The sequence below is a fragment of the Novosphingobium sp. genome (genome assembly GCF_027486195.1).
In the GTDB taxonomy this organism is placed as follows: domain Bacteria; phylum Pseudomonadota; class Alphaproteobacteria; order Sphingomonadales; family Sphingomonadaceae; genus Novosphingobium.
In genome coordinates this window covers 1-16,606 of sequence record NZ_JAIXPP010000019.1, presented here as the reverse complement: position 1 = coordinate 16,606, position 16,606 = coordinate 1, and the positions used below count along the sequence as shown (strand labels likewise).

Sequence of the window (16,606 nt, the reverse complement as noted above, 5' to 3'; positions counted from 1 at the left end):
CCGGTTCAGTCGGTCGTCGTATCGACCACCTCGGCACCCGGACCGTTCTTCAGCACCGAATCGATGGCATTCTTCGCGCTGGCCTTCGACTTGTAGCCTTCGGTCCAGAAAATCGTTTCATCGTTGTAGCAGAAGTAGGCCACGAACTCGCCGGCCTTGTTCTTCCGGATCTCGAAACGGTGCGCCATATCCTTAACTCCCTAGGTAAATATACGGACCCCGTGGCGGTTTAGCACGACGCAAGCCCAGTGGGAGTCGAAAATGCGGCGCTACGCGGCAAACCGGGCGGGCGAATAGCTCGCTGCGTCGATCGATTCTGTCATCGCATCGCGCGGCAAGCCGAGCAGTTGCTGTGCGCTCAGTCGCGCGGCAGCGGGCGCGGTCTGGATGCCGAAGCCGCCCTGCCCGGCAAACCAGAACAGGCCATCGCGCGCGGGATCAAAGCCGAAGACCGGCAGCCGGTCCGGCGAAAAGCTGCGCAGGCCCGCCCAGCGCCGCTCCAGACCGAGCACCTTCCAATCGACCGCCTGCTCCATCCGGTCGATCGCCATGGCGATATCGAGTTCCTCGGGCGCGGCATCGCGCGCCACGTCGGGCGTCTCGTCGTGCGGCGAAAGCCAGAGGCGGCCGCCTTGCGGGCGGAAATAGAAATCCTCGTCGAAGCTCAGTGTCAGCGGCAGCGCCTCCGGCGGGACCGGATCGACTCGCAGCTGAACCATCGAGCGGCGCAGCGGCTGGATGCCGAGCGGCGCGGCCCCGGCAAGCTGCGCCACGCCATCTACCCAGGCCCCCGCCGCGTTGACCAGCAGCGCGGCGCGCGCCGCACCTGGCCCCGCAGCGCCGCTCCACGAGAGCGTCCAGTCCGCGCCCGTGCGTTCCACGCCATCGAGCCGCGCGCGGACCCTGAGCACGCTGCCTGCCTTGCGCGCGGCGGCAAGATAGTGCTGGTGCATCGCGGCAACATCGATGTCCGCGCATTCGGGCTCCCACGCGCCGACGATCCAGTTCGGCCGCAGACCGGGCACGATCTGTTCGAGCTGGCGGCGGCCGATGAGCTCGATTCGCGCACCGGCGGCCAGGAACTCCGCGACGAAGGCCTCAGCCGTGGCGCGGTGATCCTCGCGCCCGATATGCAGGCCGCCGCGCGGGCTGAGGAAGCCGTGTTCGGCGAGCCACGGCCCTGAGGCCGCGGTCAACGGATAGATTTGCGGCCCGCCGATCGTCTCGTGCCAGAACGCGGCAGAGCGGCCAGTGGTGTGATAGCCGGGCGTATCCTCCGCCTCGATCAGCAGCACGCGGGCGTGCGGGGCGCATTCGGCCGCGAGGCTGGAACCCGCCATGCCGGCGCCGACGATGGCGATGTCGAAGAGTTCGTGTGCAGTCATGGGTTTCAGACCGCCTTTGCCGGAACTGCGCGATCAAGGAAACTCCCGATCGCGGCCATGACCTGCCGCCGCACCGGATCCGCCTCGCGCAGCAATTCGTGGCGCGCTTCGGGGCCCCATGCGACGAGCTCACCGCGCGGCAGGCGATCAGCCGCCTGCTCGATGGCCGGCCACGAAACCAGCGCATCGTGCTTGGCAGCAAGCAGCAGCACCGGCGCCATCACCGCTTCGAGCACGCCGCGCGCGCGCAAGCTTTCGATCGAGGCCGCCGCGCGCTCCACCCAGCGCCAACTGGCCGGTCCGATTTCGAGCTCGGGCCGCGCCGCGCGCCACCACAATTCGTCGGAATAGCGCTCCGCGTCATGCGTCAGCAGGTCCATGCGATTGTTGCTGGCAGAGCCCGGCTTCTCGCTCGTCTTCCAGGCCATGCGCTCCGGGTTACCGATCCGGCACATGATCTTTCCATAGATATGCTGAACAAACTGGGGAATCGCCGTGACGAATCCGAGCATCGGCGCGCTCAGCACGACGGCATCGGGGCTTGCCGCACCCTCTGCCACCGCACGCAGAACGAGGTGCCCACCCATCGAATGACCAGCCAGAACATGGGGCCCGGGGGTGGTGCGCACCCAGTCTGACCACAGCGCGCGAAGGTCGGCAATCCAGATCGAGAAGTCGGCAATATCACCTACCATGGGATCCGCCGTCATGCGCCCGGAGGCCCCCTGCCCGCGCCAGTCGGCCGCGCTCACATGCCAGCCTGCCGCAGCCCATTCTGCCAACGTTTCCAGATACTTCTCGTAGAAATCCGCCCGCCCCGGCATGAACAGGATCGACCCGCGCGGGGCCCTTCCGGCGGGGGGAGCGAAACTGATGCGGCGAACCTCGTGTCCATCGGGCAGAGCCCAGCGCCATTCCCGCGCGGTTGCGGGTATCGCCCGCCGGATATCGCAGGAGCCGTCCAACACTGCATTCACGCCAGCACTCCTGTCACAAAGCTTTGGCGGCATCCGCAAGTGCCCGGATATGCGGCGCCTGTTTGGTTACCGTTTGGTAAGTGATTGTCTCGTATGAGACCCCCCATGCAGGGAACTCACATCGTTTACGGACTGGTCGGGGCCTTGGCAATCGCACTCACGGTTGCCGCGATCACCGATATCCGCCGCCGCCAGATCGACAACTGGCTGAATGCCGCCATTGCCGCGGGTGCACCGTTGTTCTGGTGGGCATCCGGTCTTGCGCTATGGCCGGGGGTCGCGTTGCAGATCGGCCTTGCTGTGGTGACGTTCTTCGTCCTCGCCGGGCTCTTCGCGCTGAAAGCCATGGGCGGCGGCGACGTGAAGCTCCTCACCGCTCTGGCACTGTGGATGCCGGCGCTGCTGTTCCTCAAGCTGCTGGTCATCATGGCGCTCGCGGGCGGCGTGCTGACCATCACGATGGGCATGTGGCACATTGCGCGGCGCCAGAAGGACAAGCTCAAGATCCCCTACGGCATCGCCATCGCGACCGCCGGACTCTGGATCATCACCACCACCGACTGGAGCGCCTTGCACGCCGTTTCGGCAGGCTGACGCTATATTAACCATTTTGCCCGAAACAAGCGGGCGGATCAAACGGCAGGATTGTAGCCATGGACAGGAAGAAGCTGTTGCTGCTGGTAGGGGCGCTGATCGTGGCGATCGGCACGGCCTTTGCTGCCAGGAGCCTGTTTGCGGGCGCCGCATCGCCGCAGGCAGCGGCCGCCGCGAAGGTGCAGTTGGGCGCCAAGGTGCTCGTCGCCAATCGCGCGCTCCCTGCCGGCACCATCATCACGGCTGACGCCATGGGCTATCAGCCCTGGCCGAAGGACCTTGTCCAGGACGTCTACTTTACCGAAGACAAGACCGACATGTCGAAGCTGCTCGGCACTGTCGTGCGCCATCCGATCACGGCAGGCGAACCGGTGACCCAGGGCAGCCTCGTCTCCCCCGGTGACCGCGGCTTCCTCGCCGCTGCGCTCGGGCCGGGCATGCGCGCCGTCACCATTCCGGTGAGCGCGCGTACCGCCGTTGCGGGCTTCGTCTTCCCCGGTGACCACATCGACCTCGTTCTCACCCAGACGGTTAAAGGCGTGGGCCAGCCGCTCAGGGCTGCCGAAACCATCCTGCGCAACCTGCGCGTACTCGCCACCGACCAATCGACCGAGCAGGAGCAGATCGAAGGCAAGACCCGCGTGCGCACCTTCAGCACGGTGACCGTGGAAGCCACGCCCAAGATCGCCGAAAAGATCGCGGTGGCGCAGACCGTCGGCACGCTCAGCCTCTCGCTGCGCTCGCTCGCCGACAACTCGAGCGAGCTCGACCAGGCCATCGCACTGGGCCAGATCAAGATCCCCACCGGCGCCAGCAAGGCCGATGAGGAACGGATCATCCGGCAGGCGATGTCGAAGCCCATCGAGGCGACTGGCAACAGCTTCGCCACCGGCGGTGACGTGTCGCGCTTCCAGCCGAAGAACGTCAACAATGCCGATCCGGCTGCCGCTGCCGCCGCGATGGCGAAGGCGATCTCCGCGATGCCTCGGGCGATGCCGGGCGGCTCGATGACCTCCGCTGCCCGTTCGCTCCTGAGCCCTGGCCCGGTGGTCCGCGTGACCCGCGGCAAGGACACCCAGGAAGTCAGCGTAGGGAACCACTGACATGACCACCCTCGCTTCCATCAAGGCCCAAACTGCGCCCGCGAAAGGCAAGACCATGAAGGCCCGTATCGCATCCCGCCTGCTCCCTCTCGTCGCCCTCGCGGTTCCGCTGGCGCTCGCTTCGGCCCCTGCGCCGGCCCTGGCCCAGACGGTGACCAGCCCGGCCCGCAGCATCGCGATCTCGATCGGTCGCGGCCAGCTGGTCACGCTGCCGGGCAAGATGACCGACGTGTTCGTCGCCAACGACAACATCGCCGATGTCCAGGTGAAGTCCACCAACCAGCTCTACGTGTTCGGCAAGGCGGGCGGCGAGACCACAGTCTATGCCAGCAACGCGAACGGTGACGTGGTGTGGTCGGCCAATGTCCGCGTCGGCACCAACATCGACAGCGTCGACCAGATGCTGAAGCTCGCGATGCCCGAAGCGCACATCGTTACCTCGACGATGAACAACACGGTGCTCCTCACCGGCACGATCGCCGCGCCCGAGGATGCCGCCGAAGCCGAGCGCCTCGTCAAGGCCTTCGTCGACGACAAGACCAACGTGATCAGCCGCCTCAAGATGGCGACCCCGCTGCAGGTGAACCTCCATGTGAAGTTCGCTGAAGTGAACCGCTCGCTGATCCGCCAGGTCGGCTCCAACTTCACCACGATCGACGGTTCGAGCGGCTTCAAGTTCGGCCTGAACCAGGGCCGCTCGCCGGCGACGACGATCACCACCGACCCCAACCTGCCGCTCGGCATTGGCACCTCGGTCAAGGGCTACGGCTTCGATCCCACGACCGGCAAGGCCGTGCTGATGGACGGCACCAACGTGACGCCGCTGCAGGGCCAGTCCACGCTGACGGGCCTGACAAAGCTGTTCGGTGTCAACGTCCTTGGCGCGCTCGATCTGGGCGAAACCATCGGTCTTGTCACTTCGCTGGCCGAACCGAACCTCACCGCGCTCTCGGGTGAAACCGCCACGTTCCTCGCCGGCGGTGAATACCCGATCCCGGTTTCGACCGGCCTCGGCAACACCTCGATCGAATTCAAGAAGTACGGCATCAGCCTCGCCTACACCCCCACCGTGCTCGCCAACGGGCGCATCTCGCTGCGGGTGAAGCCGGAAGTGTCCGAGCTTTCGTCCGACGGCGCGATCATCAGCAACAGCTTCTCGGTCTCCGCGCTCACCGTGCGCAGCGCCGAGACCACGGTCGAGCTGGGTTCGGGCCAGAGCTTCATGATCGCAGGTCTGCTGCGCAACAACGCGCAGAACACGATTACCAAGATGCCCGGCGCAGGTGATATCCCGATCCTGGGCTCGCTGTTCCGCTCGACCTCGTTCCGCAAGGGCGAGACCGAGCTGGTCATCGTGGTCACGCCTTATCTGGTCAACCCGGTCGATTCGAGCGAGATCAAGCTGCCCACCGACGGCTTCAAGACCTCGACAGCGCTCCAGCAGTTCCTTGGCCATATGGAATCGGATGGCGTGACGGGCGGTGATCGGCCCAAGCCGACCGAGACGCCCGGCACGGTCCAGTCGAACGGCCCGAAGGTCGGTGCGCTCGATGCGCCGCTGCCCGATGCAGCCGGCGCAACGGCCGCGCCCGCAGCCGCGCCGAAGAAGGCGAACCGTCCTGCCCGCAATCGTCAGGCCAGCGCCGATGCGGCGCCCGGCTTCAGCATCCAGTGAGAAAGGGCTACCCCATGTCCATTCGTCTGCCCCGTATCGCTCGTCCCGCCAAAGGGGCCTTCCGCGTCCTGTGCCTTGCCGGTGTGCTGAGCCTGCCGCTTGCCGCGTGCAACAGCCCCACTGCCGACATGAACCGCAGCCTTGAAAGCGTGCGTCAGCCCGTTGTGCAGCGCACCAGCTACGTGTTCGATGTCTCGACGCTCCCCGGCGGCGGCCTGCCCGTTTCCGAACAGCGCCGCCTCGCCGGCTGGCTCGATGCGCTGAGCCTTGGTTATGGCGACCGCGTTTCGCTCGATGATCCGGTCGATTCGGATCAGACGCGCAATTCGGTCGAGCAGGTGGCCGGCCGCTTCGGCATCCTCCTCGCCGAAGTCGCCCCGGTGACCGAAGGCGCGATCGCGCCGGGCACCGCCCGCATCGTAGTCTCGCGCTCCGAGGCCAGCGTGCCGGGCTGCCCGGACTGGTCGGACAAGATCGACAACCGCACCAACAATGCCACCTCGCCCAACTTCGGCTGCGCGGTGAACAGCAACATGGCTGCGATGGTCGCCAACAAGGAAGACCTCGTTCACGGCGCCAAGGGCAGCAGCACCACGCTGGTCCAGAGCAACACCAAGGCGATCGAAGCCTATCGCCAGATGCCGGCCACCGGCGCGCAGGGCCTGAAGACCGTTTCCAGCAAGTCCGGGGGTAACTGATCGATGAGCGCGACCTGGAAAACCGCCAACCGCGATATGTTCGCGGCCTTCATGTGCGACGACGCGGCGCTCGATGTGCTGCGTCCGGTCACGGCCGACATGGGCTGGCAGCCGGAAAAGTGCAACAAGGGCGGCCTGCGCAACGCGATCCAGTCCCTCTCGATCGCGGCGAGCCCGGCCATCCTGATGGTCGACCTCTCCGAAAGCGGCGACCCGCTGAGCGACATCAACGCGCTGGCCGAAGTCTGCGAGCCGGGCACCGTGGTGATCGCGGTCGGCCAGGTCAACGACGTGCGGCTCTACCGCGACCTGCTCGCATCGGGCATCCAGGACTACCTCCTGAAGCCGCTGACGCCGGGCCAGGTGCGCGATGCACTGGTGCAGGCGCAGGCGATCTTCGCCTCGCCCAAGTCCGCTGATGGCGCGACCGTCAAGCGCCACGTCTCGACCGCAGTGGTCGGCACGCGCGGCGGCGTCGGCGCCTCAACCATCGCGACCTCGCTGGCGTGGCTGTTCAGCAGCGATCACCGCCTGCCGACCGCGCTGCTCGATCTCGATGTGCACTTCGGCACCGGCGCGCTCACGCTCGATCTCGAACCGGGCCGCGGTCTGACCGACGCGATCGACAACCCGAGCCGCATCGACGGCCTGTTCATCGAACGCGCCATGATCCGCGCCAACGATAACCTGGCGATCCTTTCGGCCGAAGCCCCGATCAGCGCCCCGCTGATGACCGACGGCAGCGCTTTCGTTCAACTGGAGGAGGAATTCCGCCACGCGTTCGAAATGACCATGATCGATCTGCCGCGGAACATGCTGATCAACTTCCCGCACCTTCTGGCAGACGTGAACGTGGTGGTCGTGGTCACCGAGCTCACGCTGGCCGGCGCGCGTGATGCGATCCGCCTGCTGTCGTGGCTCAAGACCAATGCCAAGCATGCCGAAACGATCGTGGTGGCCAACAAGGTCCACTCCGGCATCGGCGAGATCAGCCGTTCGGACTTCGAAGCCTCGATCGAACGCAAGATCAACTACACCGTGCCGTACGACGTCAAGGCTGCCGCCAATGCGGCCAAGCTTGGCCAGACCTTCGTTGCCGCCAACCGCGCCAGCAAGGCGGGCGCGGCCATGCGCGATCTTGGCACCGCCATCATCGCCAGCGGCAGCGATGGCGAAGTGGTTGATACCAAGGCCAAGGGCAAGCCTGCCAAGGCTGCCGACAAGGGCGGCAGCAAGAACGGCGGCGCACCGGGGGCCAAGACCTCGCTGCTCGGCAAGTTCGACATCAAGAAGATGCTTTCCTCCGGCAAAGCCAAGGCCGGAAACCCCGCATGATCCGCGGCCGGCGCTTGTACCCCTGCACGGGGGCCAACGGCGCCGGCACCGCACGTACTGAGAGAACTGGCAGGACCCGGCCATGAACATGATGCAACTCGTGATCCTTGGCGGCGGTGCGGCGCTGGTTCTGCTGCTGATGGCCCTCGCGCTGAGCGGCCCCTCGGCAAGCCGTGAAGCTTCGCGCCGGCTCCAGACCGTGCGCTTCCGCCACTCGGAAAGCGCGGTGGACAAGGTCGAGGCGCAGTACCGCAAGGCAGTGGCCAACCGCAAACCCGCGACCTTCAAGAAGGCGGGTTCCGGCTCGCGCCTCGAGGCGCTTGCGCTTCGCCTGCACCAGACCGGCAAGGGCTGGACGCTCTCCCAGTATCTCTACGTCTCGATCGGGCTTGCCGTCGGTATCACGCTGCTCATCTTCATCAAATCCGGCGCGCTGCTGCTGGGAGTCGGTGCCGGCGTGCTGGTGGGCGCGGGCATTCCGCACTGGATGGTCGGCCGCGCGATCAACAAGCGCAAGGTCGGGTTCGTCGCCAAGTTTCCCGATGCGCTCGAACTGCTCGTGCGCGGTCTGCGTTCGGGTCTGCCGATCACCGAGACGCTGGTCGTCGTCGCGCACGAACTGCCCGGCCCAGTGGGTGAGGAATTCAAGCTCGTCACCGATCGCATCAAGGTTGGCCGCACCATGGAGGAAGCGCTCCAGGAAACCGCCAACCGGCTCGACATGGCCGAGTTCAGCTTCTTCTGCATCACGCTGGCCATTCAGCGCGAAACCGGCGGCAACCTCGCCGAAACGCTGGCGAACCTGGCCGACGTGCTGCGCAAGCGCGCGCAGATGAAGCTCAAGATCGCGGCGATGAGCTCGGAATCCAAGGCTTCGGCCTACATCGTCGGCTCGCTGCCGTTCATCGTCTTCGCGCTGATCTACTCCATCAACCCGCGCTACCTCGGACAGTTCTTCGTGGATGAGCGGCTCATCATTGCCGGCGTCGGCGGCCTCGTGTGGCTGGGCATTGGTGCCTGGATCATGAAGCAAATGGTCAACTTCGAGATCTGAGACCCATCATGCCAGTCAACCCTCCCCCGCACGGCCCAACGCTCCTCGGCATCGACGTCATCTATGTCGGCTCGATCCTCATGGGTATCGCCGCCGCGGCGATGCTGCTGGCGATCTACGCCGCGGTCACGGTGCGCGATCCCATGGCCAAGCGCGTCAAGGCGCTCAACGATCGGCGCGACCAGCTCAAGGCCGGCATCGTCACGGTCAACGCGAAGAAGCGCCAGAGCATCGTCCGCCGCAACGATACGACCGACAGCATCAAGACCTTCCTCGAATCGCTGAAGGTTCTGCAGGACAGCCAGCTTCACGACATTCAGCAGAGGTTGGCACAAGCCGGCATCCGCAAGAAGGAATGGGCCGTCGCGGTCGTTCTCGCCCGGATGATCGGCCCGATCGTGCTCGGCCTGCTGTTCGGCGTGCTGATCTACGGCGTGAACTATTTCCCGCTGTGGTCGGCCTTCAAGAAGTTCGGCCTGTTCGCGGGCGCGGTGGGTTTCGGCTACAAGGGTCCGGACATCTGGATCAAGAACCTCATCAACAAGCGCACCAAGGAGATCCGCAAGGGCCTTCCCGATGCGCTCGATCTTTTGGTTATCTGCGCCGAGGCCGGTCTCACCGTGGACGCCGCCTTTGGCCGCGTCGCGCGCGAACTGGGCCGAGCTTATCCGGAGCTTGGCGATGAATTCGCACTCACCGCGATCGAACTCTCGTTCCTCACCGAACGCCGCATCGCGTTCGAGAACCTGGCGTATCGCGTCAATCTCGAATCGGTGAAGGGCGTGGTGACGACGATGATCCAGACCGAGCGCTACGGCACCCCGCTCGCTTCGGCGCTGCGCGTACTCTCGGCAGAATTCCGCAACGAACGCATGATGCGCGCCGAGGAAAAGGCTGCGCGTCTGCCGGCGATCATGACCATCCCGCTGATCTTGTTCATTCTGCCGACGCTGTTCGTCGTGATCCTTGGCCCCGCAGCCTGCTCGATCAGCGACAACTTCCTCAACCGGAAGACGTAAGTAGATTACCCCTCCGTCAGCGCTTCGCGCTGCCACCTCCCCATTTGTCCTTCGGAAAAATGGGGAGGAAAAGAGGAGGGGTTTTTCTGGCCCTCCCCATTTTTGCGTAGCACAAATGGGGAGGTGGCCTGCCGAAGGCAGGTCGGAGGGGTTTCTTCTCTCCCTACCCCGCCACCACGTGCTGCTCGATCGCGCCGAACACGCTGTGGCCCTTGGCATCCTTCGCCTCGATCCGCACCGTATCGCCATGGCGGAGAAACGGCGTTGCCGGCGCGCCGTGGCGGATCGTCTCGACCATGCGCTGTTCGGCGATGCAGGCATAACCGCGCCCGCCTTCGGCAACGGGCCGCCCTGGTGATCCGTCCGGATCGCGATTGGAAACGGTGCCCGACCCGATGATCGAGCCGGCGCCGATCGCCCTCGTCTTCGCCAGATGCGCGATCAGCGTACCGAAATCGAAGGTCATCTCCTCGCCCGCCTCAAGCCGCCCGAACGCGTGACCGTTGAGATCGACATGCAGCGGCAGATGAAGCTTGCCGCCGGTCCACGCCGCCCCAAGGCTCGCGGGCGTGACGAACACCGGCGAGAAATGGCTGGCGGGCTTCGATTGCACGAAGCCGAACCCCTTGGCGAGCTCATCGGGGATAAGCCCGCGCAGCGACACATCGTTGACAAGGCCAACCAGCCGGATGTGATCGAGCGCGGCTTCCGGAGAGACACCTTGCGGCACATCGCCCGTCACCACCACCACTTCGGCCTCAAGGTCGCCGCCCCACGCCTCATCGCGGAGCACCAGCGGATCGCGCGCACCGCGCAGATCGTCGCTGCCCCCCTGATACATCAGCGGATCGGTCCAGAAGCTTGCCGGAAGCTGAGCGCCGCGTGCCTGGCGCACCAGTTCGACGTGATTGACGTAGGCGCTGCCATCCGCCCACTGGAACGCGCGCGGCAGCGGTGCCGTCGCCTCGCGCTCGTGGAAGCGCTTGCGCGGGATCGCCCCGTGCTGCAGCTCGATCGCCAGCGCCTCGAGATAGGGCGCATGGCGCTCCCATTCGTCGAGCAGACCCTGCATCGTCGGCACGACGTGATCGGCATCGGCATACCAGGCGAGATCGTCCGAAACGACGATCAGGCGGCCGTCGCGCCGCTGCGGCAAGCTTGCCAGTTTCATGGGCTTTCCCCTTCGATGGTGCGTACCGCGCGCAGCAATTTGTCGAGCAGCGCTCTCAGTTTGGCCGTTTCAGCCGGCGAAAGCGCGGCGAAGATCTTCTCGTAAGTCGAAAGCGCGTTGGGCCAGATCCGGTCGTACATAGCGCGCCCCTCGTCCGTCAGCCACAAGTGGTGCGAGCGCCCGTCCGCCTCGTTCGGGCTGCGCGCAACCAGCGCGCGCTCACCCAGCATCTTGCACGCGCGGTTCACCGCCACTTTGTCCATCAAGGTCGCGCGCACGAGGTCGCGCTGCGTCAGCGGGCCGGCATCGCCGAGCACGGCCATGATCCGCCATTCGGGGATCTTGAGGCCGAATTCGCTATGATATTCGCCCGAAATCAGGCTGCTGACCGCGTTCGACGTAATCGCGAGGCGATAGGGGATGAAGTCGGACAGCCTGGATTGCGTGTCAGCCATACCCCGGTTCTAGGCCTGCCGCCGCGCCGCGCAAGCAAAAGCGCATCCAGCTCTCACCGGATTGGTCACCGGGCCAGAATACCCGCCATGATGAAGTCCACGGTATGCTCGCGATAGCGGTCGCGCAGCTCCTCGGTCAGTGTGTCCTGATCGAAGCAGTGCCGCAGCACCAGCCGCGCCGAAAAGAACCGGTCGGCCGCACCAGTCACGGTGAAATAGAACAGCTGCGGATCGATCGGCCGGAACACGCCCGCCTTCACCCCGTCGCTGATCAGCCGGTCATAGGCCTTGTTGAGCGGCGCGAGATACTTGTCGGCAATCCGCTTCGCCTCGGCCGGATCGCTGTCGCGCACCAGCCGCATCAGCAGCCGGTTGAGGTAGGGGAACGCAAAGTAGGTATCGACGCAGCGCGCGATGTGCATCCGCAGCTTGGCTTCCGGGCTCATGCTGTCCTTGGCGAGCAGCGCCTCGACCGACTTGATGATCGCCACCATGTCGCGGTCGAGCAGTTCGCCCAGCATCCCGGCCTTGTTGCCGAAGTAGTACTTCACCAGCGCGGAATTGAGCCCCGAGCGCAGCGAAAGCTCGGACAGCGAGATATCGACCTGGTCGCCTTCGCGCATGATCTGCGAGGCGGTCTCCAGCAGCAGTTCCCTTGCGCCCGGCTGTTCTCCGCCGGTTTCCCCCACTGTTGCCACGTTCGTCTGCTCTTTCATTCCCAGCCCGGTTCTTCCCACCAAGGGTAGAACCCGGGCATATCCGAAGAAACGCGTCCGGGGTAGGCCGGAGCGCGCTTTTCAAGGAAGCTGGCCACACCTTCCTTCGCATCGGCCCCGCGCGAAAGCTGGTAGATCGCGCGGCTGTCGACGCGGTGGGCGTGCATCGGGTGCGGCGTCGCTGAATTGCGCCACAGCATCGCGCGGGTCATCGCCACGGAGACGGCGCTGGTGTTGTCGGCAATCTCGCGCGCCAGCGCGTGGGCGGCGGGCAACAGGTCCTCCGGCGCATGGAGCGAGCGGACGAGTCCACCGGCCAACGCTTCCTCCGCGCCGAACACGCGCCCTGTCATGCACCATTCCAGTGCCTGGCTCATCCCCACGATGCGCGGCAGGAACCAGCTCGAGGCCGCCTCGGGCACGATCCCGCGCCGGGCAAACACGAAGCCGAAGCGCGCCGAGGTGCTCGCAAGGCGGAAGTCCATCGGCAGCTGCATCGTGGCACCGATGCCCACCGCCGCGCCGTTGATCGCGCCGATCACCGGCTTCTTCGAATTGAAGATGCGCAAGGTGCAGTATCCGCCGCCATCGCGCACTTTCACGTCGTTCAGCGGCACCTCGGTCGGATCGGAGAAAGGCCGCGCGCCGTCGTCCGGCGTCAGGTCCGCGCCCGCGCAGAAGGCCCGGTCGCCCGCCCCGGTCACGATCACCGCGCGCACGGTGTCATCGGCATCGGTGCGGTCGAACGCGTCGATGATCTCGGTCATCATCGTGCGCGTATAGGCGTTCATCTTGTGCGGACGGTTGAGCGTCAGCGTCGCGACGCCGTCGGCCACATCGAGCAGGATCTGCGTGTAATCGGCCATTTTCGGCTCTCTCCCAAAAATAGGGACAGTCCCCGTTAAAAGGGGACTGTCCCTATTTATTCATTACCTCGGCGCCATGCGGATCGCGCCGTCAAGCCGCACGTCCTCGCCGTTGAAGTAGCCGCATTCGATCATCGTCAGCGCAAGCTGCGCGTATTCTGCCGGCTGGCCCAGACGCTTGGGGAACGGCACCGAAGCCGAAAGGGCATCGCGCACGTTCTGCGGTGCGCCGGCCAGCAGCGGGGTATCGAAGATGCCCGGCAGGATGGTGTTGACGCGGATGCCCTCGCTCATCAGGTCGCGCGCGATGGGGAGCGTCATGCCGACAACGCCGCCCTTCGAAGCGGAGTACGCCGCCTGCCCGATCTGGCCATCCTCGGCCGCGACCGATGCGGTGTTCACGATCGCGCCGCGATCACCGTCTTCCTGCGGGTCAAGCGTCATCATACCCGCCGCCGACTTGGCGATGCAGCGGAACGTGCCGACGAGGTTGATCTGGATCAGCCAGTTGAAGGCTTCGAGCGGGAAGTGCTTGATCGAGCCGTCTTCCTTGCTGCGGCTGGCGGTCTTCACCGCGTTGCCGGTACCCGCGCAGTTCACCAGAATGCGCTCCTGCCCGTTGGCCGCGCGCGCCTTTGCAAAGCCCGCGTCAACGCTCTCGTCGCTGGTCACGTTCACTTCGCAGAACACGCCGCCGATTTCCGCCGCGACGGCCTCGCCCTTTTCCTTCTGCATGTCGAAGATCGCGACCTTAACGCCCTTCGCGGCCAGCGCGCGGGCGGTGGCGGCACCAAGACCGGAAGCGCCACCGGTGACGACGGCAGAAACGGAACTATCAAGCTTCATGGCAATTTTCTCCTGAAATCAAAGACTAGCCCCTCCCCTTCAGGGGAGGGGTTGGGGTGGGGCATGTTCGGTTCTTGGCCAACACACCCTCCCCCGGCCCCTCCCGCAGGCGGGAGGGGAGGGATCACATCATTTCAACAATGGTCACGTTGGCAACGCCGCCGCCTTCGCACATCGTCTGCAAACCATACTTGCCGCCGCGCGCCTTCAGCGCATGGAGCAGCGTCGACATCAGCTTGGTGCCCGAAGCGCCGAGCGGATGACCCAGCGCAATCGCGCCGCCGTTGACGTTGAGCTTCTCCGGGTCCGCGCCGGTGTGCTTCAGCCAAGCCATCGGCACCGAGGCGAAGGCCTCGTTCACTTCATAAAGGTCGATATCGCCGATCTTCATCCCCGCCCGCTGCAGCGCGCGGTCGGTGGCGAAGAGCGGTTCTTCAAGCATGATCACCGGATCGCCCGCCGTCACCGTCAGGTTGTGGATGCGCGCCAGCGGGGTCAGTCCGTGGGCCTTGAGCGCCCGTTCCGAAACGATCAGCGCCGCGCTCGCGCCGTCGCAGATCTGGCTCGAGCTCGCCGCCGTCAGCAGGCCTTCGGGCGAAAGCAGCTTGACGCCCGCGATGGATTCCAGCGTCGCGTCGAAGCGGATGCCCTCGTCCTGCGTATGCATCGCCGGGCCGTCCGCCGTCTCGATGGCAATCGGCACGATCTCGCCATCAAACGCCCCGGCCTGCGTCGCCGCAATCGCCTTCTGGTGGCTGGAGAGCGCGAAGGCATCGAGCTGATCCTTGGTGAAGCCGTGTTTCTTCACGATCATTTCCGCGCCCATGAACTGCGAGAACATGATGCCCGGATACTTCTCTTCCAGCTGCGGCGACTTGTAGTTGCCCAGCCCCTCTTTCATGTGAAAGATCGCGGTGGAGCCCATCGGCACGCGGGTCATGCTTTCCACGCCCGCGGCGATCACGATATCCTGCGTGCCCGACATCACCGCCTGCGCGGCAAACTGGATCGCCTGCTGCGATGAACCGCACTGGCGGTCAATCGTGACGGCCGGCACCGAATCCGGCAGCAGCCGCGCCGCGAGCACCGCATTGCGCCCCACCTGCCCCGCCTGCTGCCCACCTTGCGAGACGCAGCCCATGATCACATCCTCGACCGCCGCGCCATCGATCCCCGTCCGCCGGACAATGGCATCGAGCGTCGCCGCCGAAAGATCGACCGGGTGCACCCCAGCGAGCCGCCCATTCCGCCGCCCGCCCGCGGTCCGCACTGCATCAACGATATAGGCTACAGCCATGGCTTTCCGACTCCCGTATGCGTTCGTTTAACTGAACGATTAAGGGGTGCGGGGTGTGGGGTCAAGGGATGGGTGGGGGGCGGCTCCCGGCAGCGGTGGCCAAGTGCGCGAGCCACGCCTCTAGGGGGCTGAAACAGAGAAATTGTGATACAGGTTACTGTAGGGCGCCATCAACAATGGCTTCTGCAACAGGGTCATGCCATCAGTTCCTGGTTTGTAAATAACGACATTGGTATTTGCATTCGGCTTGATGATCTCCTGAATATTTTCGTACCCAGAAAATACCGGACCGGCATGGTCAACCGAAAGACCGACATAGCCAGTCATCAAACGCTGCCTGGGAAAGGTTTTCGCGTTCTCCAAATCGATGGCGGATAGTAACAATTGCTTTCCAACTAGGCCTCCGACCGTATCAACAACCCTTGCGACGTTCTCCCTCAGCAATATCGCGTCATTCTTGAGCCATTGCTCACGACGCCCCTCATTATCCTTTGCCGGATTCGAGATCGAAATTTCAGCCTCGACATTATGCATGTAAACAAGATTAACTGGATACCAGCGCTTCTCCGATCCCTTCGCAGCGTCTTTTGCTGCAATTTGTAGCGAACAGTAGGCATAAACGGACTGCAACCGACTGCTCAGATTATAAGAGCAGTCGATATCCAATAGATAGCGACCTTCGGCGTTATCCAGCAAGACATCCTTGGCTGTAAGGCTATTGTCTTTTAAGACGGCGCCCTCACGCAACTTCACCCAAGGCACCGATGCTAAACTCTTCCGAATGGATGCGATAAGCAAATCGTCTATCTTGTCTGGCTGCACCGACACCTTGGCTGAATCGACAGCCTTTCTCGCACCACCTGCGGCAGCAGATTGAAATGCGTCAAACAGGAGCGACCCGACCAGCCCCCGATCCATTTTGTCAGTTACACTCGGATCCCCTCCGGCAAGCAACGAATCCTGCTTGAGATGAACTACCGCTGAAATTGGCGTAGACTCCGTGCGCAGTTCGTCAGGGACGGTAAGCCAATACCCCGATTTTGCTTGCAGCGGTGCAGCGAAAATCAGCAGCATAGATACCGCAATTGCGCGCATGGTTGCTGTGGCGCTGGCCTTCATCATCGTTCCCTCCCGATAGAACAATTGTTCTTTCAGAAGTGGAACCCCTCGGTCAATGCGCCACGGCCCGGTTAATGCAATTGCTCAAAGCAACCTCACCCCACCAACCGGTCCGTCCGCGCCGCCATCTCGCGCCAAAGCCCATGGCCGCCCAGCCCCCCCACGCGGCGGCCCAGCCGTTCGGCCCAGAAGGCATCGCCGCCGAATTCGCTGCGCCAGCCCATCAGGCGGCGGGTCAGGTGGTTGAGGGCGTATTCGATGGTGAAGCCGATGGCGCCGTGCATGCGGTGCGCGAT

The 16,606-nt window shown here is 64.6% G+C and carries 17 protein-coding genes and 1 pseudogene; 7 read left to right on the top strand and 11 right to left on the bottom strand.

All coding sequences use genetic code 11. The features are described 5' to 3' along the window. Positions 1–5: 5 nt before the first annotated feature. The 3 genes from Q0071_RS04065 to Q0071_RS04055 all read right to left on the bottom strand — a co-directional run bounded on the left by Q0071_RS04065 (position 6) and on the right by Q0071_RS04055 (position 2,362). Positions 6–188 carry a DUF1508 domain-containing protein gene (locus tag Q0071_RS04065; RefSeq protein WP_298165593.1) on the bottom strand — a complete coding sequence of 61 codons (183 nt, stop codon included), beginning with the start codon at positions 186–188 and terminating at the stop codon, positions 6–8. Between the two features lie 81 nt (positions 189–269). Beyond that, entirely contained in the window at positions 270–1,385 is a 1,116-nt protein-coding gene (locus Q0071_RS04060; RefSeq protein WP_298165591.1) for an FAD-dependent oxidoreductase, read from the bottom strand. 5 nt (positions 1,386–1,390) lie between these two features. Beyond that, positions 1,391–2,362: an alpha/beta hydrolase gene (locus Q0071_RS04055; protein WP_298165589.1), complete on the bottom strand. Its 972-nt coding sequence runs from the start codon at positions 2,360–2,362 to the stop codon at positions 1,391–1,393. Between the two features lie 105 nt (positions 2,363–2,467). On the opposite strand from Q0071_RS04055, the gene Q0071_RS04050 reads away from it, so the two are divergent. From Q0071_RS04050 to Q0071_RS04020, 7 genes are all read left to right on the top strand, one after another. Next, a complete protein-coding gene (locus Q0071_RS04050; RefSeq protein WP_298165587.1) occupies positions 2,468–2,956 on the top strand; it encodes a prepilin peptidase in 489 nt (162 codons plus the stop codon). A 59-nt stretch (positions 2,957–3,015) separates the two neighbouring features. Further along, positions 3,016–4,059, top strand: coding sequence for a Flp pilus assembly protein CpaB (gene cpaB, locus Q0071_RS04045; protein WP_298165585.1), 1,044 nt, complete (start codon positions 3,016–3,018; stop codon positions 4,057–4,059). Position 4,060: 1 nt separating this feature from the next. After that, the gene (locus Q0071_RS04040) at positions 4,061–5,734 is read left to right on the top strand and encodes a type II and III secretion system protein family protein (protein ID WP_298165583.1); all 1,674 of its coding nucleotides are present in this window, start codon (positions 4,061–4,063) and stop codon (positions 5,732–5,734) included. Between the two features lie 14 nt (positions 5,735–5,748). Continuing rightward, positions 5,749–6,432, top strand: a complete 684-nt coding sequence (locus tag Q0071_RS04035) for a CpaD family pilus assembly protein (RefSeq protein ID WP_298165581.1) — start codon at positions 5,749–5,751, stop codon at positions 6,430–6,432. A 3-nt stretch (positions 6,433–6,435) separates the two neighbouring features. Further along, positions 6,436–7,767, top strand: coding sequence for a pilus assembly protein CpaE (locus Q0071_RS04030; protein WP_298165579.1), 1,332 nt, complete (start codon positions 6,436–6,438; stop codon positions 7,765–7,767). A gap of 82 nt (positions 7,768–7,849) precedes the next feature. Further along, positions 7,850–8,821, top strand: a complete 972-nt coding sequence (locus Q0071_RS04025; protein ID WP_298165577.1) for a type II secretion system F family protein — start codon at positions 7,850–7,852, stop codon at positions 8,819–8,821. An 8-nt stretch (positions 8,822–8,829) separates the two neighbouring features. Further along, a complete protein-coding gene (locus Q0071_RS04020) occupies positions 8,830–9,840 on the top strand; it encodes a type II secretion system F family protein (RefSeq protein ID WP_298165575.1) in 1,011 nt (336 codons plus the stop codon). Between the two features lie 163 nt (positions 9,841–10,003). On the opposite strand, the gene Q0071_RS04015 is transcribed toward Q0071_RS04020, so the two are convergent. The 8 genes and pseudogenes from Q0071_RS04015 to Q0071_RS03980 form a co-directional block, all read right to left on the bottom strand. Further along, positions 10,004–11,011, bottom strand: coding sequence for a fumarylacetoacetate hydrolase family protein (locus Q0071_RS04015; RefSeq protein ID WP_298165573.1), 1,008 nt, complete (start codon positions 11,009–11,011; stop codon positions 10,004–10,006). Next, positions 11,008–11,466, bottom strand: coding sequence for a MarR family winged helix-turn-helix transcriptional regulator (locus Q0071_RS04010; RefSeq protein WP_298165571.1), 459 nt, complete (start codon positions 11,464–11,466; stop codon positions 11,008–11,010). Before Q0071_RS04010 ends, Q0071_RS04015 begins: the two co-directional genes overlap by 4 nt. A 65-nt stretch (positions 11,467–11,531) precedes the next feature. Beyond that, complete coding sequence (locus Q0071_RS04005) at positions 11,532–12,182, bottom strand: TetR family transcriptional regulator (RefSeq protein WP_298165569.1); 651 nt, start codon at positions 12,180–12,182, stop codon at positions 11,532–11,534. Further along, positions 12,179–13,048, bottom strand: a complete 870-nt coding sequence (locus tag Q0071_RS04000; protein ID WP_298165567.1) for a crotonase/enoyl-CoA hydratase family protein — start codon at positions 13,046–13,048, stop codon at positions 12,179–12,181. Before Q0071_RS04000 ends, Q0071_RS04005 begins: the two co-directional genes overlap by 4 nt. A gap of 63 nt (positions 13,049–13,111) precedes the next feature. After that, positions 13,112–13,894 (bottom strand): SDR family NAD(P)-dependent oxidoreductase, encoded by a 783-nt coding sequence (locus Q0071_RS03995; protein ID WP_298165565.1) that lies wholly within the window; start codon positions 13,892–13,894, stop codon positions 13,112–13,114. Positions 13,895–14,018: 124 nt separating this feature from the next. Continuing rightward, positions 14,019–15,191, bottom strand: coding sequence for an acetyl-CoA C-acetyltransferase (locus Q0071_RS03990; protein ID WP_298165563.1), 1,173 nt, complete (start codon positions 15,189–15,191; stop codon positions 14,019–14,021). A gap of 120 nt (positions 15,192–15,311) precedes the next feature. Next, positions 15,312–16,313, bottom strand: a complete 1,002-nt coding sequence (locus Q0071_RS03985) for a hypothetical protein (protein ID WP_298165560.1) — start codon at positions 16,311–16,313, stop codon at positions 15,312–15,314. 92 nt (positions 16,314–16,405) lie between these two features. Then, positions 16,406–16,606, bottom strand: a pseudogene (locus Q0071_RS03980) (hypothetical protein); the annotation flags it as partial.

Excerpts from the sequence above, each read along its gene's own strand:
- Q0071_RS04065 (WP_298165593.1), bottom strand. The coding sequence starts at position 188 with ATGGCGCACCGTTTCGAGATCCGGAAGAACAAGGCCGGCGAGTTCGTG.
- Q0071_RS04025 (WP_298165577.1), top strand. The coding sequence starts at position 7,850 with ATGAACATGATGCAACTCGTGATCCTTGGCGGCGGTGCGGCGCTGGTT.
- Q0071_RS04060 (WP_298165591.1), bottom strand. The coding sequence starts at position 1,385 with ATGACTGCACACGAACTCTTCGACATCGCCATCGTCGGCGCCGGCATG.
- Q0071_RS04030 (WP_298165579.1), top strand. The coding sequence starts at position 6,436 with ATGAGCGCGACCTGGAAAACCGCCAACCGCGATATGTTCGCGGCCTTC.
- Q0071_RS04050 (WP_298165587.1), top strand. The coding sequence starts at position 2,468 with ATGCAGGGAACTCACATCGTTTACGGACTGGTCGGGGCCTTGGCAATC.
- Q0071_RS04015 (WP_298165573.1), bottom strand. The coding sequence starts at position 11,011 with ATGAAACTGGCAAGCTTGCCGCAGCGGCGCGACGGCCGCCTGATCGTC.
- Q0071_RS04020 (WP_298165575.1), top strand. The coding sequence starts at position 8,830 with ATGCCAGTCAACCCTCCCCCGCACGGCCCAACGCTCCTCGGCATCGAC.
- Q0071_RS04035 (WP_298165581.1), top strand. The coding sequence starts at position 5,749 with ATGTCCATTCGTCTGCCCCGTATCGCTCGTCCCGCCAAAGGGGCCTTC.
- Q0071_RS03995 (WP_298165565.1), bottom strand. The coding sequence starts at position 13,894 with ATGAAGCTTGATAGTTCCGTTTCTGCCGTCGTCACCGGTGGCGCTTCC.
- Q0071_RS04000 (WP_298165567.1), bottom strand. The coding sequence starts at position 13,048 with ATGGCCGATTACACGCAGATCCTGCTCGATGTGGCCGACGGCGTCGCG.
- Q0071_RS03985 (WP_298165560.1), bottom strand. The coding sequence starts at position 16,313 with ATGATGAAGGCCAGCGCCACAGCAACCATGCGCGCAATTGCGGTATCT.
- Q0071_RS04005 (WP_298165569.1), bottom strand. The coding sequence starts at position 12,182 with ATGAAAGAGCAGACGAACGTGGCAACAGTGGGGGAAACCGGCGGAGAA.
- cpaB (WP_298165585.1), top strand. The coding sequence starts at position 3,016 with ATGGACAGGAAGAAGCTGTTGCTGCTGGTAGGGGCGCTGATCGTGGCG.
- Q0071_RS04040 (WP_298165583.1), top strand. The coding sequence starts at position 4,061 with ATGACCACCCTCGCTTCCATCAAGGCCCAAACTGCGCCCGCGAAAGGC.
- Q0071_RS03990 (WP_298165563.1), bottom strand. The coding sequence starts at position 15,191 with ATGGCTGTAGCCTATATCGTTGATGCAGTGCGGACCGCGGGCGGGCGG.
- Q0071_RS04010 (WP_298165571.1), bottom strand. The coding sequence starts at position 11,466 with ATGGCTGACACGCAATCCAGGCTGTCCGACTTCATCCCCTATCGCCTC.